Genomic DNA, 22,247 nt, shown 5'->3' on the forward strand with positions numbered 1-22,247 from the left:
TCATTCCGAATAGTTTCAGACCATATACGATCTGCGTCACATGTGGCAAGGGTCTCAGAAGGGTGGGTCATGGCGGACTCGAAGGCCAAGGGTGCGGCGTCGCAGACTCTCAGCCGGGGATTGCAGATCCTCGAACTCCTGGATGAAGCCCCTGGTTCGCTCACCATCGACGACGTCGCGGCGGCGCTCGCCGTGCATCGTTCGGTGGCATATCGGCTGATCAGAACCCTTGAAGATCACGGATTTGTGGGGCGCCGCGAGGGTGGTGGTCTGGTGCTCGGGGCGCGATTGGCGGCCCTCGCGGCTGGCGTCGAACGGGATCTGCAGGCGGTCGCGGTTCCCGAGTTGACCCTGGCGGCGCGCGATTTGGGCATGACGTGTTTCTTGGGTGTGCGCGACCGTGACGAGTGCTTGACTCTGTCGAGCGTCGAGCCACCCAAAGCGATTGCGGTCGTCGCTCAACGCCCGGGTACGAGTCATCCGCTGCGGCTGGGCGCACCCGGCAAGGTCATCTTGGCTCAAACCGCCGAGCATGAGTGGCCGAGCGATGTGACCGACGCTGACCGGGAGCAGGTTCGGCTCGTGCGGGAGCGTGGATGGGTCGAGACGGCCGATGAGGTGATCACGGGGTTGCGCTCCGTGGGAGTCCCGCTGAATCTTCGGGGTGGCCGAGCGGCCGCCGTGGCTACTGTCTTCGTGGGGGATGGTGATCCTCGGGGCATTGCCGAGCGGCTTCAGGAGGTGGCTGAAGCTATTCAGCGGGAGGCTCCCGTGCATTAAGTCGAGTGATGGGCGAAAGGTTGCGCCAACCGAACGTTCGGTTTATGTTGAGTGTGTCCGGCATCACTGTAGTTGCCGGTGTTCGAAAAAGGGACACTCAGCCGCTTCTTCCGGCGGTCAGACATATATGGCCTACTCAAGTTCATATGTGCTTCCGGAGGAAACACCATGCAATCCGTATCCGAAACGATTGCGCGCGCCCTTTCGCGCCACGTTGACCAGTACTTCTGCCTCATGGGCAACGGCAACGCCTATTTCATCGACGCCGTCGAACGCCTAGGTCTCAAGCCGACACCCGTCCGCCATGAGACCGCGACCGTGGCCTCCGCGGACGCGTATTACCGCATGACCCGCAAGATCGCCGTCGCGACCGCGACCTACGGAGCGGGATTCACCAACACCCTGACCTCCCTCGCCGAGGCGGCGCTGGCCCACATCCCGCTCGTGCTGGTGGTGGGGGACCGTCCGACGTCCGGCCCGCGCCCCCTCGACGTGCAACAGGATGCCTTGGCTGAGGCGGTTGGGGTGCCGACCTTTACGGTGGGGCGCCACGACGTCGGAACCGTGACGATCCAGGCGCTCGCCGACGCTCGGGACCATTCGCGGCCCGTCGTGCTGGCGATTCCGTACGATCTCTCCGCCGAGCTGATCGGCGAACGGGGCGAAATCATTCCTGCGCTCCCGGACCGCGCCACACCGCCGCAGGGTAATGCCTCGGTCCTGCGCGACATCGCCTCCGAGCTCGCTACGTCGGAACGCCCCTTGATCCTCGCGGGTCGCGGAGCGCTTGAGGCCCGAGCGGACCTGCGGGGGCTCGCCGAGACTCTAGGGGCAGATGTCGCCACCACCGTTCCGACTCAGGGCTACTTTCACGCCTTCCAGGACCGGCGGCCGAATTATCGAGATCTGGGGATTTGCGGGGGATTCGCTGCCCCGGTCGCCGCGGAAGAAATCCGTGGGGCCGACGTCGTGCTGGTGGTCGGTGCTGGCCTCAACCAGTTCACCGTGGCTCACGGACACGCCTTTGGCGACACCGCCCGCGTGATCCAGATCGACCTCGCCGAAGAACCGACGAATCCGCGCGTGAACCTATCGTGCCGTTCGGACGCGACTCTCGCTATTCGCGCGATCCGCGAGGAACTGCGGCAGTCGGGGGTTGGCGGACGTAGCGCGCGCACCGTGCCGAACGATGTCGAAGCCCAACGTCGGCCCGTCGGTGACGAGGTGGCCCCCGACGGCCTTCTCGACCCCCGCCGGGTCATGAGCCGGCTGAACGACGTACTTCCGCCGGACCGAGTGGTCTTTACCGACGGCGGTCACTTTATGCAGTGGCCGCTGACCTACCTACGCACTCAAGGCCCTGATAGCCACATCACCGTGGGGACCCAATTTCAGTCGATCGGCCTAGGGCTTCCCTCAGCCGCGGGCGTCATCACAGCGGCCGGGGATCGCTTGCCCGTGCTGGTCTCGGGTGACGGCGGTGGGCTTATGGGCATTGCCGACGCCGAAACCTTCGTCCGAACGGCCCGCCGCGGCGTCGTGGTGTTCCTCAACGACTCTGGTTACGGCGCCGAGGTGCATCAATACGCTCGCCGCGGAGTTAGCGATGCCGCGATGATGATTCCCGACATCGACTTCGCGGGCATCTTCCAGGCCTTGGGCGCTCGCAGCGCGACCGTCACAAACATGAGGGACCTCGTCGATTTTGAGCAATGGGCTCGTGAAGGCGCCGACGGCGTCTACGTTCTGGACTGCCGCATCACCGGCGATCTCCGGGCCGACTGGATCATCGCCGCGCTCGACGAAGCGCGCCGTCACCATCCGCACGTGGAGGAGATGTTGGGGTTTCAGGCGCCTTCGGCGAGCACCGCGAACCCGGACCCCGCAACAGTCCGGGACGCGGTGCTGACCGACTAACGCCGTACCGCCGTCAGTGGTCGGTCGCGATACCAGGTCACCTCACCGTGCTGGAAGCTTTGTCGCACGCCGCCGTCGGACGTGGGGGTTTCTTCACCGGTGGGGTAGCCGAGCCAGCCATCCTGCCAGCCGTTGCGCTGCCAGTAGTCCTGGATCGCGCCATAGGTGGCGTGGGCACCGGTGGATGGTGACCAGTGGATCTCACCGTTGTTGAATACCTGAGAAACCCCGCCCCGCAGGCGAATCTCGTCGGTAGTGGGGTAGCCCAAACGACCGGATTCGTATCCGTGACGTCCATAGGTACCCAAGACCCCTCCGTGGACCTCGTGTACCGCGCCGGTCCGTGCGTCCCAGAACAACGTTCCACCCTGGAAGGTCTGTGACGCGCCTCCGCTTGCCAGTCCGGTGATTTCATCTCCGGTGGGGTAGCCGAGCCAACCCTTTTCCCATCCCCGCTGGGCCCAATACGCCTGAATCGCCCCGCGGTCCACGTGGGCCCCGGTGGACGGCGACCAGTGAATCTGGCCGCCCTGGAAGGACTGCGACGCGCCGCCTTTCAGCTGGTTCTCATCCGTCGTCGGCAATCCGAGGGCACCGGAGGCACCGCCACGGGAGTCGTAGGCACCCTGGATCGCGCCCTTCACGGTGTGGGCTCCGGTCGCGGCGGACCAGTACACCGCCCCGTGCTCAAAGGTCTGAACCCGGGCACCGGCGGGGCCGGCGTCGGTCTCCGGGGCGGTGGGTGCACCGAGCCAGGAATTTTGCTTCCACTTACCGTCAATGGCCCCGACTGGGTGAATGTTCTCCAGCGGGGTCATGTGAATGTAATCGACCTTGTCCACCCGAGCGGGGAAGGGCTGGTCGGCCTTGGGCGGATTGATCCAGGTGGTGTCTTGGGCGAAGGCCAACGAGTCGATGATGGCCTGGTACGGGCGGTCATTGAGCGCCGACTGGAACTCCTCGTCGCTCATGCCGAGCGTGGCCGCGGTGGTTTCCGGCGTCTGACCCCAGCTAGAAGGAACCGGCTGGCCATCCAGGAAGTACCGGATCGCGTAACCGTCCCAGGTCATCGAGAATTCGTGCCACGCGCCGGCGATCTGGGTGTCCATCCGGTGGGCATCCCGTTTGGTGCCCGCTCCGCCATTGGGCTGCTTGGTGCAGGTGATGTGTGAGGTGTTGGTGGTGTAGGAGTGCTGACTGAACACTTCCATGGTGTCGAGCTCCGCAAGGGTGGATTTTTCCACGCCCGCCTGGGTGCAGTACGGCTGATCGTTGCGCAGCCACGCGGCGAAGTGGAGGCCGTCGACGACGTCGTCTGACATCCGCGCCCGCACGTCCATGCGGAAGGGAGCGTTGTAGATGAAGCCGGTGTTGATGCGGCCTGAGGTGTACGCCGTCCGAGTGCCCGAAGGGCAGACCGCGCCGCCCGGGCTCACAGTCTCCGCGCTCGGCTCCTGCGAGCCTGACAGGCAGTGGCGTTCGGTGCGAATCTCGAGGTTGCCATCCTTCACCGAGACGTTGTTGGCCGTGTAGATCGTGTTCCCGTTGGCGCCCAGGCTCGATGCCCGGGTCGTGTATACGTTCCACTGGTCCGACGGCAGTTCGGATGGGTCGTTGAAATCGTCGCCGCGGGAGAGGTCGTAACTGGGTGCCTTACGAAAGGTTGTCTCCCAGTGCGTCGTCCCCACCAGAACCGTGGAACTGCCCGCGGACTTGGCGGTCACGGTGATGGGTACGCCGGCCTTGAGCCCGTCAGCTTCGGTGTAAGTGCCGGGTTTGGCGTACGGGAGGCCTTCTTTGGTGATGTTGGCCCCGTCGACGGTGATGTAATACCGAACGCCTTGGTCGGAGGGGATGTAGACGGACTTGGCCGTCTCATTGAAGGTTGGTCCTTTGGGGGTCACCTGCGTGGCGGCCGTCGTCGCCGCCTGTGCGGGAGTCGAGAGGGTTGTCATCGGAGCCCAGGCGAGGGCCAGAGCGAGGGTCCCGGCAGCGGCACAACGAGTGATGGACAGTGCGAGTGAGGAAAGGTGCATGGGGTTCCTTGATGTCAGAGGTTATTTGCGATGAATAACCTGGCAATGACCTGAAAGATACCTCATGGCGCGGTCGGGCGGAAGTCCTAAAAATTCAAAGGACGACGGCGCGGCCGGTTCTGGCCACGCCGTCGTCCGATGAGGTCGCGATGCCCTGCTCTAGGAGTCCTTGCGACCGGCAAAAACGAGTGGGCTCACGGACTGAGCCTCCTCGTTGCCGTGCCCCAGAGGGATACCCGTTCGGTCGCGAAGCAACAGGTTGGAGAGGAATCCGAGGACGACGATGCCGCACAGGTAGACGCCAATGGATGCCGTGCTGCCGGTCGCGTTGAGGAGGGACTGGGCGATCATCGGCGCAAAGGCTCCCCCGAGGATCGCGCCGATCGCATAGGAAATTGAGACCCCCGAGAACCGCACCGAGGCCGGGAAGAGCTCGGTGTACGTCGCGGACTGTTGGCCATAGGTCAGGCCCAGGCCGATGGTCAGGATCACGAGTCCGAGGAAGAGCATCCCCAAGCTACCGCTATTGACCAGCGGGAAAAGTGTCAGGATTCCGAGGAATAGGACGACCCAGCCGACCAGGTAGGAGGTCCTCCGGCCGACCTTATCCGAGAACCACCCGCCGACGATCGTGAAGATCAGCCAGGTGACGGCGGATCCGGTCACGGCCAGAAGCACGGGGCCTCGGTCGAATCCGAGCGGGCCCTCAGGGTTCGTTGCGTAGCTCTGGATGAATCCGCCGGTGGTCATATACCCGGCCGCGTTATTACCCGCGAAAATGAGGGCCGCAAAGATCACCAGGACTCCGTGCTTACGGAACAGGAGCCCAATAGGTGCCTTGCGCTCGTCCTTGACCTGCGCAATCTGCTGGAAAACGGGCGATTCTTCGACGCCGTGGCGAATCCAGTAGCCGACGCCGATCAGGATGACGCTCAGCAGGAACGGAATGCGCCACCCCCAGGCCATGAACGCTTCGCCTGGCGCGATGGTCGTCATCAGGGCGAGGATGCCCGAAGACATGAGGAGGCCAAGGGGCACCCCGACCTGCGGCGCGGATCCGTAAATTCCGCGACGATCCACGGGCGCGTGTTCGACCGCCATGAGGGCGGCCCCGCCCCACTCGCCACCGGCGGAAATGCCCTGAAGGATCCGCAGCAGAATCAACAAGATCGGAGCCAGAACGCCGATGCTCGAGTGGGTCGGCAGAACCCCAATCAGGGTGGTGGCGGCTCCCATGCCGATCAGCGTGATCATGAGGACTCGCTTGCGGCCCCAGCGATCGCCCAGATGGCCCGCGAGAAATGCCCCGAATGGACGGAAGAGGAAGCTCAACCCGACGCTGAGGAAGGACACGACCAGAGCGGCTTGCGGGCCCATCGGGCCGAAGAAGAGCTTGCCGAAAACGAGTCCCGCCGCCGACGCGTAGAGGAAGAAGTCGTACCACTCGATGCTGGTTCCCACGATGGTTCCCGCGATGACGCGGCGCTGTTCCTTGGCCTGCGCCACGGTTCGGAGGGCCGCCGTGGTGGTTGTGGGGTCATGGTGAAGATCCGACATGCAGACTCCTTTGTCTCGGGTGCCGGTCGCTATGGAATCAACGACGATCACGGAGACCCCTATCACGTGCTGTGATCTGGGTAACTTGTGATCTGAGATACGATCATATACGATTTGGGAAGCTAATCAAGAGTTTCAACGAGGAGGCTCCATGGCGGATCCCGCAGCGTTGTCGACGCATAACACCGAGTTTCGAGGCCAAGGCGACTGTGCTGATGTGCCCGTTCGCCCCGGAAAAATCATCGCGGTACACCTCTCCTACGAATCGCGGGCCGCACAGCGAGGTCGCCGTCCCCAGGCTCCCTCGTATTTCCTCAAGCCCACCAGTTCCCTGGCCGGTTCCGGCGCCGTGATTCAACGCCCGGCGGGCACCGAACTCTTGGCCTTCGAGGGCGAAGTCGCGCTCGTGATCGGGCGCCCTGCACGCAATGTTCGCCTCGAGGACGCGTGGGATTACGTCGAGTCCGTCACGGCCGCCAACGATTTTGGCGTCTACGACTATCGTGCCGCCGACAAAGGCTCGAACCTGCGCAATAAGGGCCGCGATGGATACACCCCGCTGGGCCCCGATCTCATCGACGCGCGCGACGTCGATCCGGGCCAGTTGCGCGTGCGCACGTGGGTTAACGGAGAACTTGCTCAGAGCGACGGCACCTCCGAGAGTCAAATGATTTTTCCGCTCGCCCAATTCGTTGCGGACCTTTCCCAACACGTGAGCCTCGAACCCGGCGACGTGATCCTGACAGGCACCCCGGCGGGATCGAGCGTCGTGGCACCTGGCGACGTCGTCGAAGTGGAAGTGGACGCCCCTCAAGCCAAGGGAACTCCCACCTCCGGGCGCTTGGTAACGCGCGTGGTTGAAGGCCGCGGAGACTTTGATCCGAAGCTTGGTGCCCTGCCGGCCGTGGACGACCGTCAGCGAGAAGAGGCGTGGGGTTCTCGCGAGGCGGCGGGCCTTGCTCCGGAGAGTCAGGATGAACCCTCGACCGATGCCACCCCGACCGGACCGCTCCCGGATGACGTCCGTGCGCGGCTCCTTCAAACGCCCACCGCGGGACTTTCGGCACAGCTGCGTCAGCGTGGGCTCAACCAGGTCAGCATTGAAGGCGTCCGGCCGGCTCAAGCGGGTACCAAACTCGTCGGGGTCGCTAAAACCCTCCGATTCGTTCCCGCCCGCGAAGACCTTTTCAAGAAATTCGGTGGCGGTTATAACGCGCAAAAACAAGCTTTCGACTCCGTTCAGCCCGGTGAAGTCATCGTGATCGAGGCTCGCGGCGAGGCAGGTTCCGGGACCTTAGGGGACATCCTCGCCCTGCGCGCACGGTCCAACGGGGCGGCGGGCGTGGTCACCGATGGGGGTGTCCGCGATTCGGCGGCCGTCCGCGAGATCGGCTTGCCGGTGTTTTCCACGGCCGCGCACCCGGCGGTTCTGGGCCGGAAGCACGTTCCCTGGGAATCTGATGTCGCAGTGGCCTGCGGAAATGCGACCGTTGTGCCGGGGGACGTGATTGTTGGCGACGACGACGGCGTGATCGTGATTCCCCGTGAGTCACTCGAAGAGGTCCTGAACGCGGCCGAGGCCAAGGAGATTCAGGATGCCTGGGTCGCCGAACGTGTGGCCGAAGGTCATCCCGTGGACGGTCTTTTCCCGCCGACCGGGGAGTGGAAAGAGGCCTACCAGCGGTGGCTCTCCGACCGGGAGACGTCTAACGGTTCCGAGGATGGTCAATCATGACCGAACTCAAGGTTCCCGCCGCTGTCGGCACGAGCAAGGCCGAACGCGCCTATGAGTGGCTTAAGGAGCGGATCGCCCGCCAGGAATTCACCCCCGGATACCGACTAGTGCTGAACACCATCGGTCGAGAGCTGGATATGTCCGTGGTTCCTGTGCGAGAGGCGATTCGGCGGTTGGAAGCAGAGGGGCTCGTGACCTTCCAGCGCAACGTCGGGGCGCAGGTCGCGATGGTCGACGAGGAACGCTACCGGTACTCCATGGAGAGCCTCGGGATTCTGGAAGGAGCCGCAACCGCTCTCGCTGCGCCGCATCTCACCGCCAAGGACTTGGCCTACGCCCGTGAGTTGAATGAGCAGCTCGCGGCGTCGCTGGACGACTTCGATCCGCACTCCTTCACCGAGACCAACAGAGCCTTTCACCAGGTGCTCTTCGCCAAGTGCCCCAATCTCAGGATGACGGAGCTGGTCGCCGCGGAGTGGGAGCGACTGGGCCACTTGCGGGATTCAACCTTTTCGTTTGTTCCGGGGCGCGCTCGCGAGTCTGTGGCCGAGCACGCGAAGATGCTGGACCTCATCGAAAGCGGGGCCGACGTCGTCGACCTAGAACGCGCTGCCCGAGACCACCGGCACAACACCCTCAAGAGCTACCTCGCCAAACAACGCAGTACGACCTAACTCCAGACTTTTACGGATGTCCTGATCGAAGGGAGCAATCATGATTGCGGAAGAGACACAGCAGCACGCACAGCCCGAAGACCTTCCCGAGGCGATCCGCCACTACATTGGCGGACGCTCGGTGGATTCGGTGGACGGAAGCACCTTTGACGTCATCGATCCGGTAACCAACACGCCGTATATCAAGGCGGCGGCGGGCAAGAAAGCCGACATCGACGCCGCGGTGGCCTCCGCGAAGAAGGCCTTCGAAGAAGGCCCGTGGCCCACGATGCTTCCCCGGGAACGCGCTCGGGTGCTCAACAAGATCGCGGACATCGTCGAAACCCGCGGGGAGCGCCTCGCCGCGATGGAATCTTACGATTCCGGTCTTCCCATCACCCAGGCCCTGGGCCAGGCTCGCCGCGCGGCGGAGAACTTCCGGTTTTTCGCGGACCTGATCGTTGCCCAGCACGACGACGCGTTCAAGGTCCCCGGCCGCCAGGCGAATTACGTCAACCGCAAGCCCATCGGCGTCGCGGGTCTCATTACGCCCTGGAATACGCCGTTCATGTTGGAATCGTGGAAGCTCGCGCCGGCGATTGCGACCGGTAACACCGTGGTGCTCAAGCCGGCGGAATTTACTCCTCTCTCGGCCTCGTTGTGGGCCGGAATTTTTGAGGAGGCGGGCCTCCCCGAGGGCGTGTTTAACCTGGTCAACGGGTTCGGTGAGGATGCTGGCGACGCCCTGGTCAAACACCCGGACGTCCCGTTGATTTCCTTCACCGGCGAATCCGGTACGGGACAAACGATCTTCGCCAACGCCGCGCCCTACCTGAAGGGGCTTTCCATGGAACTCGGCGGCAAGTCCCCGGCCGTAGTCTTCGACGACGCCGACCTCGAAGCCGCGATCAATGCGACCGTCTTCGGCGTCTTCTCCCTGAACGGCGAAAGGTGCACCGCCGGTTCCCGCATCCTGGTGCAGCGGGGAATCTATGACGAATTCGTGGAGCGTTACGCCGCTCAGGCCAAGAGGGTCAAGGTGGGTTTGCCCTCCGACTCGAAGACCGAAGTTGGGGCGTTGGTGCACCCCGAGCACTACGAGAAGGTCATGAGCTACGTGGAGATCGGCAAGTCCGAGGGCAGGCTGATGGCCGGAGGCGGGCGTCCCGAAGGATTTGAGGACGGAAACTTCGTGGCACCCACGGTGTTTGCCGACGTCGCCCCGGATGCGCGGATTTTCCAGGACGAAATCTTCGGACCCGTCGTCGCGATCACGCCCTTCGACACCGAAGAGGAAGCGCTGGAACTGGCCAACAACACGAAGTACGGTCTGGCCGCCTACATTTGGACCAATGACCTCAAGCGGGCACACAATTTCTCGCAGGCCGTGGACGCTGGAATGGTCTGGCTCAATTCCAATAACGTGCGTGACCTGCGGACACCCTTTGGTGGCGTCAAGGCTTCCGGCCTGGGCCACGAGGGCGGGTACCGCTCGATCGACTTCTACACCGACCAGCAGGCGGTTCACATCAATCTCGGCGAGGTCCACAACCCCGTCTTCGGCAAGGCAGAGTAAGCCCACCGAAATCTGTGCGGCGGCAGTCACCCATGGCCGGCCGCCGCACGCCGGCCCCCATTTGGCACACCACCGATTCCATCGATAGAGCAAGGACGCTTGAGATGACCCTCACCAGTACCCCCATCCCCACTCCCTCCGTTCCAGCCCCGGACATCCTCCGATGCGCGTACATGGAACTGATCGTGACCGATCTGAAGAAGTCTCGCGAGTTCTACGTGGACCTGCTCGGCCTCGTCGTCACGGAAGAAGACGATGAGGCTATTTACCTGCGTCCCATGGAGGAGTTCATCCACCACAACCTGATTCTGCGGCAGGGCCCGGTCGCAGCGGTCCGCGCGTTCTCCTACCGGGTTCGCACGCCCGAGGACGTCGACAAGGCGGAGGCGTACTTCCAGGAGCTCGGTTGCCGAACTGAGCGACGCAAAGAGGGGTTCGTCCATGGCATCGGCGATTCGGTGCGCGTGGAGGATCCGCTGGGATTCCCCTACGAGTTCTTCTACGAGACGGAACATGTGGAGCGACTTGCCTGGCGCTATGAGCTGTATGGCGCGGGTGCTTTGGTCCGCCTGGATCACTTCAACCAGGTCACCCCGGATGTGCCACGGGCATGCCGTTACATGGAGGGCCTCGGCTTTCGCATCACCGAGGACATCTCCGATGCGGAAGGCACCGAGTACGCCGCGTGGATGCGCCGCAAATCAACGGTGCACGACACGGCCATGACGGGCGGTGACGGCCCGCGAATGCACCACGTGGCCTTTGCGACGCACGAGAAGCACAACATCCTCTACATCTGCGACAAGATGGGTGCCTTGCGGATGTCGGACCGGATCGAGCGCGGGCCCGGGCGCCACGGCGTCTCGAACGCGTTTTACCTGTACATCTTGGATCCGGACGACCATCGCATCGAGATCTACACGCAGGACTATTACACCGGCGACCCGGACAACCCGGTCGTGCACTGGGATGTGCACGACAACCAGCGTCGCGACTGGTGGGGCAATCCCGTGGTCCCTTCGTGGTACACCGAGGCGTCTCTTGTTCTGGATCTGGACGGCAATCCGCAGGAGGTCCGGAAACGTGAGGCCTCTTCCGAGATGGACGTGACCATCGGGGCGGACGGGTTCTCCTACACCCGTCCCGGAGATGAAGACGGAACCTACCGTGGTGAGGCCTCGAAGGGCTTCAAGATCGGTCATCAGCTGTAAGGAGAACAATGCTGGAGAAGAACCAACTCAGCTCCATTGCCGATGATCTGGCGCAGGCTGAGGAAAACCGCACCATGATCCCTCGCCTGACGGCTCGGTATCCCGAGATGACGGTTGAGGACGCCTACGCGGTGCAGAACGAGTGGCGACGTCGGGGTGAGAAAGCGGGACGACGCTTGGTGGGTCGCAAGATCGGTTTGACCTCAAAGGTGATGCAGCAGGCCACCGGCATCACAGAGCCGGATTATGGCGCCATATTCGCCGACCAGGTGTACGAAAGCGGCTCGGTGATCGAGCACGGGCAGTATTCCAACGTGCGCATTGAGGTGGAGCTCGCGTTTGTGCTCAAGGAGGACCTGGAAGGCGAGGACGTCACCATTTACGACGTCCTGCGGGCCACCGAATACGTGACTCCGGCGTTGGAGATTCTGAGCTCTCGCGTCGAGATGGAGGGGCGCACCATTGTGGATACGATCAGCGACAACGCCGCTCTCGGGGCGATGGTTCTGGGTGGTCGCCCCATCGCTCCCGACGCGACGGACTTACGGTGGGTCGCGGCGATGCTGTACCGCAACGAGACCATCGAGGAGACCGGTGTGGCCGCGGCTGTCCTGAATCACCCGGCCGCCGGGGTGGTGTGGCTAGCCCGCAAGCTCGCGGCTCACGGCGACAAGCTCACGGCCGGAGAGATCATTCTGGCCGGTTCCTTCACCCGCCCCCTGTGGGTGCATCTAGGAGATACCGTGCACGCCGACTATGGAGATTTGGGGGCCATCACATGCCGTTTCGCGTAGAACTTCCGCAGACCTTCGCCCGCGAGTTGCAGGCCGCCGAGAGGCCGCTCGTCGGTATGTGGGTGTGCTCCGGCTCGCCCGTCGCTGCAGAAATCGCGGGTTGTTCGGGGCTGGACTGGGTACTTATCGACGGCGAGCATTCGCCCATCGGACTGGAAAGCACGGCCTCGTTGTTGCGCGCCGTCGCCCCCTATCCGATGACGCCGATGGTGCGCGTTCCTGTGCTCGACGACGCGACCATCAAGCAGTTCCTGGACCTCGGGGCCCAAAACCTGTTGGTTCCCATGATCGATTCGGCCGAGGAAGCCCGTCAGGCCGTGGCGGCAGTTCGTTACCCGACGCGAGGCGTGCGGGGAGTGGGCTCAGCATTGGCGCGAGCCTCGCGGTGGGGCGCCGTCGAGGGGTACTTGAGCGCAGCCGAGGAAACGATCTCGCTGACGGTGCAGATTGAGTCGGAAGCTGCGGTGTCGCAGGCTGCGGAGATCGCTGCGGTGGACGGCGTCGACGCCGTCTTTGTGGGGCCGTCGGATCTGGCCGCCTCCATGGGCCTGCTCGGTGAACAGACCCACCCGGACATCACGGCAGCGGTGCTCTCGGTTTTTGAGAAGGTGCGGGCAGCCGGGAAGAAGGTTGGCGTGAATGCGTTCAACCACGAGCAGGCTCGGAAGTATCTGGACGCCGGTGCCTCGTTCGTGCTGGTGGGTGCGGACGTCCAGCTCCTCACTCAGGCCTCGCGGGGGTTGGCGGAGAAATTCGTTCCGTGACCCCGTGACCCCGGGCGGGGGGGGCTTAGCGCCACCCGAGTCCCGGTGCCACGTGCGTCAGGATCGACTCCATCACGTGGGCGTTGTAGTCCACGCCGAGCTGATTGGGCACCGTCAGCAACAGGGTGTCGGCTGCCTGGATCGCCTCGTCGTGGCGGAGGCGTTCGATAAGCATGTCAGGCTCGTCGATGTACGAACGGCCGAATACGGAGCGGGTGTTGTCGATGATTCCGAACTGGTCCTCACCGTCGCCCGAGGCCAAGAAATAGCGCTTGTCTTGGTCATTCGTGATCGCGAAAATCGAGCGTGAGACCGAGACCCTGGGCTCAAATCCGTGGTCGTGCTTGCCCCATTCCTTCCGGAATTCCTCAATCTGTTTGCGTTGTTGCACGTGAAACGGTTCGCCGGTTTCGTCGTCTTTAAGAGTTGAGGACATGAGGTTCATGCCGTTCTGGGCAGCCCAACGTGCCGTTGCGTCGGAGCCAGCACCCCACCAGATGCGCTGGCGAAGGCCTTCCGACTGAGGTTCTAGGGCCAGGAGGCCTGGCGGGTTGGGTAACATCGGAAGCGGATTGGGCTGGGCGAATTGCCGCCCCGTCATGACGTCTAGCGCCTCCAGGGTGTGACGCCTCGCCATATCCGGGGCGGATTCATGGTCCTGAGGTTCGAAGCCAAAATACTTCCACCCGTCGATGACTTGCTCCGGCGCCCCTCGGGAGAGCCCCAGTTGAAGCCGGCCGCCGGCGATGAGGTCGGCCGCGGCCGCATCTTCGGCGAACGTCATCGGGTTGGAATAGCGCATGTCGATGACGCCCGTGCCGAGCTCGATCGTGCTGGTCTTCGCGCCTGCTGCAGCGAGCAGGGGAAAGGGCGTGCCGAGTTGTCGGGCGAAATGGTGCACTCGGAAGTAGGCGCCGTCGACCCCTAACTCTTCGGCGGCGACGGCCAGTTCGATGCCTTGGGTCAAAGCGTCGCCGGCACTACGGGTTGCTGAGGAGTGGTGTGGAGTCCAGTGGCCGAAGGAGAGGAAGCCGATGCTCTTGCGTGTATTCACATCGATCTCAACCCCGGGCAGGCGCAACCTATTCCGCTTCCACTAGGGCCAACGTCTTGCCTGCCCTGTGGATTTCGAGGGCCTTCGCCTACCAGCGTTGACGGCACATATATCAGGGTCGCTTCGAAATCGCGGACCTCACCTCCAGGAACGTTGTTACTCTGTGGTCAGCGAGCATGACTGTCCAAGCCATTCGAACCACATCGAGGAACCACATGAAGAGACTCATCGTCGCACCCCATATGGATGACGAAAGCATGGGGTGTGGAGGCTTATTGGCCAAGTATCCGCAAGAGTGCGTCGTCGTGGTGACGGCAAGGGGCAATGAAACCCGACGCCGCGAGTTCCAGGCGGCCATGAGCACTTTGGGTGTCACGGAGGTGATCGAGCTCAATCTTCCGGACGGGAGTGTCGGCGAACATATGGCGGATCTCGTCGGCGAACTGGACCGGGTCTGCCGAGACGTTCGGCCCGACGAGCTCTACCTCCCGTTCCCTTCGCTCCATCAGGATCACATTTCCGCGTATGAGGCCGGTATGAGGACGTCGCGTTTATCGATGTCCCATGATCACTGGAGCACTCCCAGCGTCTACGTCTACGACGTCGCGGTGTACGACGTCAGCCTGTATCCGAGCGACCTTCGCTGGAACGTTTTCGAGCCGCTGACCGAGACTGACGCCGAGCTCAAGGCCGAAGCCTGCCGTTGCTATGAATCCGAAACCCCCGGAGACTCCCATCCGATCAACGCGATCAAGGAACTTGCGGCGGCCGTCGGCAAGGTGCGCGGATTGCCCTTTGCCGAGCAGTATGCACTCGTGAGGCACGTGCGCTCATGAAGGTCACGATTCATCAGCCGGACCTTCTGCCGTACTCCGGGTTCTGGTTCAAAATGGCCACAAGTGATGCCTTCATCGTCTCGAAGCATGATCAGTTCCAGAAGCACGGGTATCAACGTCGGGTGACCATGCGGGATCGCTGGTGCTCGCACATGCTGGAAGGCAAACCGTCGCTCGTGCCGATCACGGACGTCGTCGTTCGGGAGGGCTGGCAACAGCGGCTCGTGGATACCATTTCAGGTAGGTATCGCGGAGCGCCCCTGTGGAAGCAGCGCGGTGCCGACCTGTGCGAGCGGATTCTTGCCGCTCAAGGGACGCACCTGGACGAAGTCAACCTATCTTTGATCTACCTCATTCGTGAACTCCTGGGTCTGACCACTCCGATCCTCTTCACGGACCCGCCACAAGCGCATGCGCGAGATCGGTTGATTGAGCAGGTTCAGGCCGTGGGCGGGGACGAATACTTGGCCGGTGCGGGCGGACGCGCCTACATGGGCGAGGATCCCGAAGGGTATTTTGCCGACCACGGAATCACCCTGACGTGGTCCGATCACGAGCACGTCACCGGAGACAGCGTGGTGAGCCTGCTCATGGACCTGGAGGATCCCATGCCAGCGATCCTTCGCCGCGCCGGCGATCAGCGACGTCTCTAGTTTACTTGGGCCATGACGGCGAGGACGACGATCGCGAGCGTGCCGAGAGCAATGGGCGTGAGTGCGATGAGGTGGATCCAGCGGTTGGCAACCATGATCGCGGCGAATTCGCGGAGGAAGGCGCTGGGGACGTAGTAGCGAGCCGTTTTGGCGCCGACGCCGCGTCCCTTGAGTCCCACTCGGTTCATGAAAATGGCCGCACGGTACACGTGATAGTCGCTGGTTGCGACGTAAACCGGGGCCTTGGGGTCATCCATGAGCCGTTGAGAGAAGCGCAGGTTTTCCAAGGTGGTTGTGGACTGATCTTCCACCCGGATGAATTCGTCTGGTATGCCCTGTTCGAGAAGGTACTCGCGCATCGCGTGAGACTCCGGCACCACCTCATCAGGGCCCTGACCTCCACTGGGGATCAACATGGGGGTACGCCCTGCGGCCTGTTCTCGGCGGAACACCATCACGGCGCGGTCCAATCGCGAGGCGAGCAGTGGCGTGACCTTGGTACCCATCAGGCCAGCCCCGAGAATGATCACGTATTTCGGGTGAAAGCGGGCCGAGAGGCGACGGTACGCCAGCGTGGATATGAGGAAGCTTAAGAAGCAGAAAGCGATGTAGCCGGTGGCGTACCACAGCAGGGCGTAAACCATGCCTGCCACCACCGCCACCCAAGTGGCGCCGCTCGCGGCGAGAATGAAGATGACGATGACGCCGAACGGAAGCGCGATCATCCATAGCCCTGCCCCCAGCGCCAACAGATTTTTGGGCCGACGCCCTTCCTTGCGGATGATCGTGGCGCCGTTGATCAGTAAGAACACGATCAGGCTGACATAGCCGACCATGAGGGCAAACATGGCCAGAAGGACCACGAGGCCCATGATGAAAGTCAGCCAATCGAGGTTGGTTTGCGACAAAAGACTCAACGCCGAGTTGAGGATCATCAGCACGCCGACAATGCTGCACGCACCGTAGCGAAGTCGATGGCCGGCGCGCCGAAATCCCGCGACGCAGTAGCCCAGCATTCCGAGCCCGAGCGCAATGTAGAAGAGATGGGTGGCGGTGTGAGGTGAATACATCGTGTCCGTGGGGCAGGAGTTGGTCCGTACTCGAGAGTCGGACTGGGTGTCTCGACTCTATCCAAGCCGGGGCCGAAAGTAATTCAGGCACAAAAAAGGTGAGTGGGTTCACAAGATGCCGGCTCTGCCTGTAGCCTGGCTCTCAACGTAAACGAACCAGGTTCGTTAAGTTCGTCGGAAATCCCTGCGGACGAGCGGACGAGTTGGTCGTTTCCGAAAGGAGATCCCCACATGGCTTGGACCATGCCCGCCGAAACGGCGCCCCACGAACGCACATGGATGGCCTTCCCCTGTGAAGGTCAGACCCTTGGTGCGAGCGATGCCGAACGAGCCGAAGGATACGAGGCGTGGTCCGCCGTCGCTCGTGCCATTGCAGAATACGAGCCCGTAACCATGGTGGCCGACCCTTCTGAGGTTTCACGCGCCCGAAATCTGCTGGGTGAAGGTATCGAAGTTCTCGAGGCTCCGGTCGATGAGTTTTGGATGCGCGATATCGGTCCAACCTTCGTGCGAGACGACGAAGACCCCGAGCGTCTTGGGGCCGTGGACTGGATTTTCAATGGATGGGGTGCCAACGAGTGGGCGGACTGGGAGAAGTCGGCGAAGCTTGGCCGGTGGGTCGCGGAACACTCCCGAACACCTCAATCCGCCCAGGTCGTTTCCTCGGTTTTAGTCAACGAGGGCGGCGGCATCCACACGGACGGCCAGGGCACGGTCTTGGCCACGGAAACGGTTCAACTGGACCGACGGCGTAACCCCTACGCAGACCGCCAGCGCGTCGAGGCCGAATTTGCGAGGACCTTGGGCGCCCGCAAGGTCATCTGGTTGCCTCGTGGTTTGACGCGCGACTATGACGAGTTCGGCACGAACGGCCACGTGGACATCGTCGCGACCTTCGCTTCAGCCGGGACTGTCTTGTTGCACGCCCAGGAAAATCCCGAGCACCCGGATCACGAGGCCATGGTCCAGATTCGGGAAGCTCTGGAAACTCAGACCGACGCCGAGGGGCGTCGTCTGTCGATCCTCGAGGTCCCCGCACCGGAACGCCTGAGCGATGCCGACGGCCCGGTGGATTACAGCTACATCAACCACTACGTGGCCAACGGTGTGGTGGTCGCCTGTTCCTTCGGCGAGGATCGGGCGGACGGTCGAGCCCGAGAAATTCTCTCGGAGGCGTATCCGGGGCGCGAGGTCGTCTCGGTCGAGGCGCGCCCGATCTTCGAACGCGGCGGAGGAATCCATTGCATCACCCAGCAGCAGCCCGCCGTGGGTGATCGCTCGTGAGCCGGATCGACGTAGTTGAAGCCAGTATCGCGGAGCTGCGGGCTGCCCTCGAATCAGGTGACATCACCAGCGAGGGGCTGCTCGACGAATACTTGGCACGCATGGACGCTTACGACGTCGCCGGGCCGATGCTGAACTCCGTGATTGTGCGCAATCCTCGGGCGAGGTCCGAAGCGCAAGCCTCGGATCGGCGTCGTTCCGAAGGACGCGTGCTCGGGCCTCTGGACGGCATCGTGTACACCGCGAAAGACAGCTACCTCGTCGAGGGCCTGACGGCCGCGGCGGGAAGTCCCGCATTCGGCGAGTTGGTCGCCCAAAGTGACGCATTCACGATTGAGCGGCTCCGTGCCGCCGGTGCGATCTGTGTGGGACTCACCAACATGCCCCCGATGGCCAACGGTGGGATGCAACGGGGGCTGTATGGCCGAGCCGAGAGCCCTTATAACGCAGACAGGCTAACCTCGGCTTTCGGTTCGGGTTCGTCCAATGGTTCGGGCACGGCGACGGCGTCGAGTTTTGCCGCTTTTGGTCTGGCGGAAGAAACCTGGTCCAGCGGCCGTGCTCCCGCGTCATGTAATGCTCTCTTTGCCTACACGCCGTCGCGCGGGGTGATTTCGGTGCGGGGCAATTGGCCACTGGTCCCCACCATGGATGTGGTGGTTCCGCACGCTCGCACTGCTTCCGACCTCGCCGAGATTCTCGACGTCGTCGTCGCGGACGACGAAACGGCGCGTGGCGATTTTTGGCGGGTCCAAGACGTCGTGCCGATTCCGAAGGCCTCCGAGGTTCGTCCTGACTCGTACACCGCTCTGGTCCCCGAAAGTGCCGTGGCCGCGAGGAACTACCTCAAGGGAAAGACCTTGGGGGTTCCGCGCATGTATATCAACCAGGATCCCGACGCCGGCACCGCGGAAAACCCGGGGATCGGCGGCTCGACGGGGCAGCCCATTCGGACGCGCGAGAGCGTCGTGACTCTATGGGAGCGTGCCCGGGCGGACCTCGAAGCCGCTGGCGCTCGTGTCGTCGAGGTCGATTTCCCCGTGGTCACCCGGTATGAAGGTGATCGTCCTGGCGAACCCACGGTGCGCACGCGTGGTTTTGTCACCGGGGAGTATCTCGATCGAGAAATCTCGGAACTCTCAGCGTGGGCCTGGGACGATTTCCTCCGGTCCAACGCCGACCCTAACCTTCCCGACCTGACCTGCGTGGACGGTAACGACATCTTCCCGCACCCGGACGGCGCCTTGGCGGATCGCTACGACGGATTCGACGACGACATCGCGACGTACCCCGATCTGATCAGGGAATGCCCGATCGAGTCGCTGGATCAGATCCCCGAAATTCGTGAGGGCCTGCCAGGTCTCGAAAAAACGCGCCAGATCGATCTCGAGGAATGGATGGAAGAGCGGGGCTTGGACGCCGTCGTGTTTCCCGCCCTCGCCGACGTCGCCCCCGCCGATATGGACGTTAACCCCGAATCAGCCGATCAGGGGTGGCGAAACGGGGTGTGGGTAGCCAATGGGAACCTGGCGATCCGGCACTTGGGGATCCCCACAGTGACGGTGCCCATGGGAACCCTCGACGACATTGAGATGCCGGTAGGCCTGACCTTCGCGGGCCGGGCTTATTCGGATAACCACCTATTGGAGCTCGGATTCGCTTACGACGCCTTGGGGCCCCGGCGCACCGAACCGAAACGAACGCAGCGTCTGAACCGCTAACCCCCGGCGTCAGAACGGCACGTCGTCTTCGCAGTCTTCGCTCATCCCCCTGGTGAGTGGCTCTACTCATTTTCTCTCCCCATAGGAGGAACACATGTCCTCAGAAGCACCCTCCGGAAAGCGCAACGGCACTTCCGGCAACGCTGGCGTCACGATCCACACCTCGACCTCCCCCGTCGTGTCCATGTCGAAGCAGGGCGCCTCCACCACCGTCGATCGAGACATCGCTCGGCAAGCCAAAGGGCTCAGCGCCGCCAGTATCGGTTTGGTGGGGGCGACCGTCATCGGCGTCTCCACCATTGCTCCGGCTTACACGTTGTCGGGTGCGCTCGGCCCGACCGTGTCGGTGGTCGGATTTCACCTCCCGGCTGTGTTCCTGCTCGGGTTCATCCCAATGTTGCTGGTCGCGCTGGGCTATCGAGAACTGAACTCGGCCATGCCGGATTCGGGAACCACCTTTACCTGGGCGACCAAAGCTTTCGGTCCCTGGGTGGGCTGGATGGGCGGCTGGGGTTTGTTGGCCTCCACGATTCTGGTGTTATCAAACCTCGCCGGAATCGGTGTGGACTTCTTTTACCTACTGCTCTCCCAGATCTTCCATAACGACGCGATCGCGGATTTGACGCGCAACATTCCTCTCAACATCCTGACCTGCGTCGTGTTTATGACGGGGGCGTGTGTGGTTTCCTATCGCGGCGTCGAAGAGACCAAGAGATTCCAAATATTCCTCGTGAGTTTCCAGCTTCTCGTCATGCTCGCGTTCACCGTGGTGGCCTTCATCCACGTCGGAAATGGCACGGCTTTCGACGGTCATATGCCGAGCCTGGAATGGTTCAACCCCCTCCACATAGATTCCTTCTCCGCATTCTCGGCCGGCCTATCCCTCTCGGTCTTTATTTACTGGGGATGGGACACGGTGTTGACGCTCAATGAGGAAACCGAGGGTTCGGATAAGACGCCGGGTCGGGCGGCTTTGCTCGTGATCGGCATCGTCGTCGTGCTGTACCTGCTGGTCGCGTGCGCAACGTTGGCATATTCCGGCGTCGGCGATGGTCAACTTGGGCTCACCAACGGAAACATCCAGGAAAACGTGTTCGCCGCCTTGGCCACCCCCGTTCTGGGCCCGCTCGGAATTCTCATGTCCATCGCCGTGCTGATGTCATCGATCGCGTCGTTGCAGTCGACGATGGTTTCTCCGGCCCGCACCATGCTCTCGATGAGCTACTACGGAGCGCTCCCTCAGCGGCTCTCCCGAATTCACCCCAAATTCCAAACCCCGAGCGCCGCGACCGTCACGGCCACCGTCATCGCCACCTTGTTTTACGCGATCATGCGCGTGGTTTCGGAAGACGTCCTGTGGGACACGATTTCCGCGTTGGGTCTCATGGTCTGTTTCTACTACGGGCTGACGGCGCTCGCGTGCGTCTGGTACTTCCGCAAGACCGCCTTCTCCTCGGCGCGGACCATCCTGACCCAGTTCGTCGGGCCGCTGCTGGGCGGGGTCATGCTGTTGGTGTTCTTCGTGCAGACCACGATCGATTCTTTCGACCCGTCCTACGGATCCGGTTCGTCCCTCTTTGGTATCGGCCTCGTTTTTTACCTTGGGATGGGCGTGCTCGTGTTGGGCGTCGTCGTGATGTTGTTGCTGTCCCGGAAGCTGCCGACCTTCTTCCGCGGTCAAAACGTCATCGCGCCGGGATCTGTGGATCAGTCGTGATGTCGGAGATCGGGCTGCTTGCGGTGTTGCGGGGGCGAACTTTCGGTGGTTCAGGCGGCGGAGAGAGTCTCGCGCAGCCGCCCCTCAAGCCCGTCCATGATGCTGGTGAGGCCGACGTCGAGAGCCTCCTCGGCGGCTTCAGGCCCGCTGAGATGGGCACGGGCGGCGTACAGCCGGGACATCACCGGAAACTCGTCCTTCTGTTCACCGGGATAGTAGATGTCGGAGGGCGCGGCTGCATCGATGGCGGTTCCGAGCAAGAACGACTCCAACGTCTCGACGACGCGCAACACTTGGTCTTCCGGCCAGCCTGCGGCGAGGAAACCCCTGGTCACGGCCTCATACATCACCAGGGTCTGAGGCGCTTCGGCCACCGGCGTCAGAGCGAGGGTTGCCACCACGGAGGGTTGGGCTGCAAAGGCCCGGTAGTACGAGCGAGCCCATTTCTCGACGGCGGTACGCCACGCGGATGCGGCTTCGGCAGGATCGGGCGCTCCGCCGGCGACCCGGTCCATGCGTCTCGCCAATCGATTCAGCGGGCGAACGTCGATGCCCCGGACGACGTCGTCCGAAATCTTCGCGAAAATCTCATCGCGAGATTCCACGTGGTTGTACAGCGAGGAGACCGCGACGCCAAGGCGCTTGGCCAGCATCGTCATCGTGAAATTTTCCCCGTTGGTCTCCATGAGATCCCGAGCCGTCCGCACGATCGTCTCGGAATTCAGGATGCTGCGGGGCGGTCGCCCTCGTCGTCTCGTCGCCTTGGTTTCCACACCGAAGACTTTACCCGGCGGAGATTTCCACAAAAACGTGGCAGTAGCCCCCTCCTCACTTCACAAAGGTCAGAGGCACCGATAATATAAACGAAACTGATTCGTTTAGTACCAAC

At 62.8% G+C, this 22,247-nt stretch carries 18 protein-coding genes; 13 read left to right on the top strand and 5 right to left on the bottom strand.

Annotated elements, in window-relative coordinates; all coding sequences use genetic code 11:
* Positions 1-69 precede the first annotated feature (69 nt).
* On the top strand, positions 70-780 hold the full coding sequence (locus B9Y51_RS04435; RefSeq protein ID WP_085528939.1) for an IclR family transcriptional regulator: 711 nt from the start codon (positions 70-72) through the stop codon (positions 778-780).
* Positions 781-948: 168 nt separating this feature from the next.
* The gene (locus B9Y51_RS04440) at positions 949-2,697 is read left to right on the top strand and encodes a thiamine pyrophosphate-binding protein (RefSeq protein ID WP_085528940.1); all 1,749 of its coding nucleotides are present in this window, start codon (positions 949-951) and stop codon (positions 2,695-2,697) included.
* Here the strand turns inward: B9Y51_RS04440 and B9Y51_RS04445 are convergent.
* Positions 2,694-4,733: a family 16 glycosylhydrolase gene (locus B9Y51_RS04445; protein ID WP_085528941.1), complete on the bottom strand. Its 2,040-nt coding sequence runs from the start codon at positions 4,731-4,733 to the stop codon at positions 2,694-2,696. The genes B9Y51_RS04440 and B9Y51_RS04445 overlap by 4 nt on opposite strands.
* Positions 4,734-4,892: 159 nt before the next feature.
* Positions 4,893-6,290 (bottom strand): MFS transporter, encoded by a 1,398-nt coding sequence (locus B9Y51_RS04450; protein WP_085528942.1) that lies wholly within the window; start codon positions 6,288-6,290, stop codon positions 4,893-4,895.
* Positions 6,291-6,441: 151 nt separating this feature from the next.
* Between B9Y51_RS04450 and B9Y51_RS04455 the strand changes: the two genes are divergently transcribed.
* The 6 genes from B9Y51_RS04455 to B9Y51_RS04480 all read left to right on the top strand — a co-directional run bounded on the left by B9Y51_RS04455 (position 6,442) and on the right by B9Y51_RS04480 (position 13,023).
* The gene (locus B9Y51_RS04455) at positions 6,442-8,025 is read left to right on the top strand and encodes a fumarylacetoacetate hydrolase family protein (RefSeq protein WP_085528943.1); all 1,584 of its coding nucleotides are present in this window, start codon (positions 6,442-6,444) and stop codon (positions 8,023-8,025) included.
* On the top strand, positions 8,022-8,699 hold the full coding sequence (locus B9Y51_RS04460) for a GntR family transcriptional regulator (RefSeq protein WP_048683328.1): 678 nt from the start codon (positions 8,022-8,024) through the stop codon (positions 8,697-8,699). The genes B9Y51_RS04455 and B9Y51_RS04460 overlap by 4 nt, the downstream gene beginning before the upstream one ends.
* Before the next feature lie 40 nt (positions 8,700-8,739).
* Entirely contained in the window at positions 8,740-10,254 is a 1,515-nt protein-coding gene (gene hpaE / locus B9Y51_RS04465; RefSeq protein ID WP_048683324.1) for a 5-carboxymethyl-2-hydroxymuconate semialdehyde dehydrogenase, read from the top strand.
* Positions 10,255-10,358: 104 nt separating this feature from the next.
* Complete coding sequence (gene hpaD / locus B9Y51_RS04470) at positions 10,359-11,465, top strand: 3,4-dihydroxyphenylacetate 2,3-dioxygenase (protein WP_048683426.1); 1,107 nt, start codon at positions 10,359-10,361, stop codon at positions 11,463-11,465.
* An 8-nt stretch (positions 11,466-11,473) separates the two neighbouring features.
* Positions 11,474-12,259: a 2-oxo-hept-4-ene-1,7-dioate hydratase gene (hpaH, locus tag B9Y51_RS04475; protein ID WP_085528944.1), complete on the top strand. Its 786-nt coding sequence runs from the start codon at positions 11,474-11,476 to the stop codon at positions 12,257-12,259.
* Entirely contained in the window at positions 12,244-13,023 is a 780-nt protein-coding gene (locus B9Y51_RS04480) for an HpcH/HpaI aldolase family protein (RefSeq protein WP_085528945.1), read from the top strand. The genes hpaH and B9Y51_RS04480 overlap by 16 nt, the downstream gene beginning before the upstream one ends.
* A 25-nt stretch (positions 13,024-13,048) precedes the next feature.
* Here B9Y51_RS04480 and B9Y51_RS04485 read toward each other — a convergent pair whose 3' ends face one another.
* A complete protein-coding gene (locus B9Y51_RS04485) occupies positions 13,049-14,083 on the bottom strand; it encodes an LLM class flavin-dependent oxidoreductase (protein WP_218189214.1) in 1,035 nt (344 codons plus the stop codon).
* 209 nt (positions 14,084-14,292) lie between these two features.
* Here B9Y51_RS04485 and B9Y51_RS04490 point away from each other — a divergent pair, with 209 nt between their 5' ends.
* Complete coding sequence (locus B9Y51_RS04490; RefSeq protein WP_085528946.1) at positions 14,293-14,913, top strand: PIG-L deacetylase family protein; 621 nt, start codon at positions 14,293-14,295, stop codon at positions 14,911-14,913.
* Positions 14,910-15,566: a WbqC family protein gene (locus B9Y51_RS04495; RefSeq protein ID WP_085528947.1), complete on the top strand. Its 657-nt coding sequence runs from the start codon at positions 14,910-14,912 to the stop codon at positions 15,564-15,566. Before B9Y51_RS04490 ends, B9Y51_RS04495 begins: the two co-directional genes overlap by 4 nt.
* Here B9Y51_RS04495 and B9Y51_RS04500 read toward each other — a convergent pair.
* Positions 15,563-16,636, bottom strand: coding sequence for a YdcF family protein (locus B9Y51_RS04500; RefSeq protein WP_085528948.1), 1,074 nt, complete (start codon positions 16,634-16,636; stop codon positions 15,563-15,565). The two genes, B9Y51_RS04495 and B9Y51_RS04500, sit on opposite strands and share 4 nt — an antisense overlap.
* A gap of 231 nt (positions 16,637-16,867) precedes the next feature.
* On the opposite strand from B9Y51_RS04500, the gene B9Y51_RS04505 reads away from it, so the two are divergent.
* The 3 genes from B9Y51_RS04505 to B9Y51_RS04515 all read left to right on the top strand — a co-directional run bounded on the left by B9Y51_RS04505 (position 16,868) and on the right by B9Y51_RS04515 (position 21,358).
* The gene (locus tag B9Y51_RS04505) at positions 16,868-17,920 is read left to right on the top strand and encodes an agmatine deiminase family protein (protein ID WP_085528949.1); all 1,053 of its coding nucleotides are present in this window, start codon (positions 16,868-16,870) and stop codon (positions 17,918-17,920) included.
* Positions 17,917-19,641, top strand: a complete 1,725-nt coding sequence (locus B9Y51_RS04510; protein ID WP_085528950.1) for an amidase — start codon at positions 17,917-17,919, stop codon at positions 19,639-19,641. Before B9Y51_RS04505 ends, B9Y51_RS04510 begins: the two co-directional genes overlap by 4 nt.
* A gap of 184 nt (positions 19,642-19,825) precedes the next feature.
* Positions 19,826-21,358, top strand: coding sequence for an APC family permease (locus tag B9Y51_RS04515; protein WP_048683422.1), 1,533 nt, complete (start codon positions 19,826-19,828; stop codon positions 21,356-21,358).
* Positions 21,359-21,408: 50 nt separating this feature from the next.
* Here the strand turns inward: B9Y51_RS04515 and B9Y51_RS04520 are convergent, their stop codons facing one another.
* A complete protein-coding gene (locus B9Y51_RS04520; protein WP_085528951.1) occupies positions 21,409-22,131 on the bottom strand; it encodes a TetR/AcrR family transcriptional regulator in 723 nt (240 codons plus the stop codon).
* Positions 22,132-22,247 lie beyond the last annotated feature (116 nt).

It is taken from the genome of Kocuria massiliensis, from assembly GCF_900169715.1.
Classification (GTDB): Bacteria; Actinomycetota; Actinomycetes; order Actinomycetales; family Micrococcaceae; genus Rothia; species Rothia massiliensis.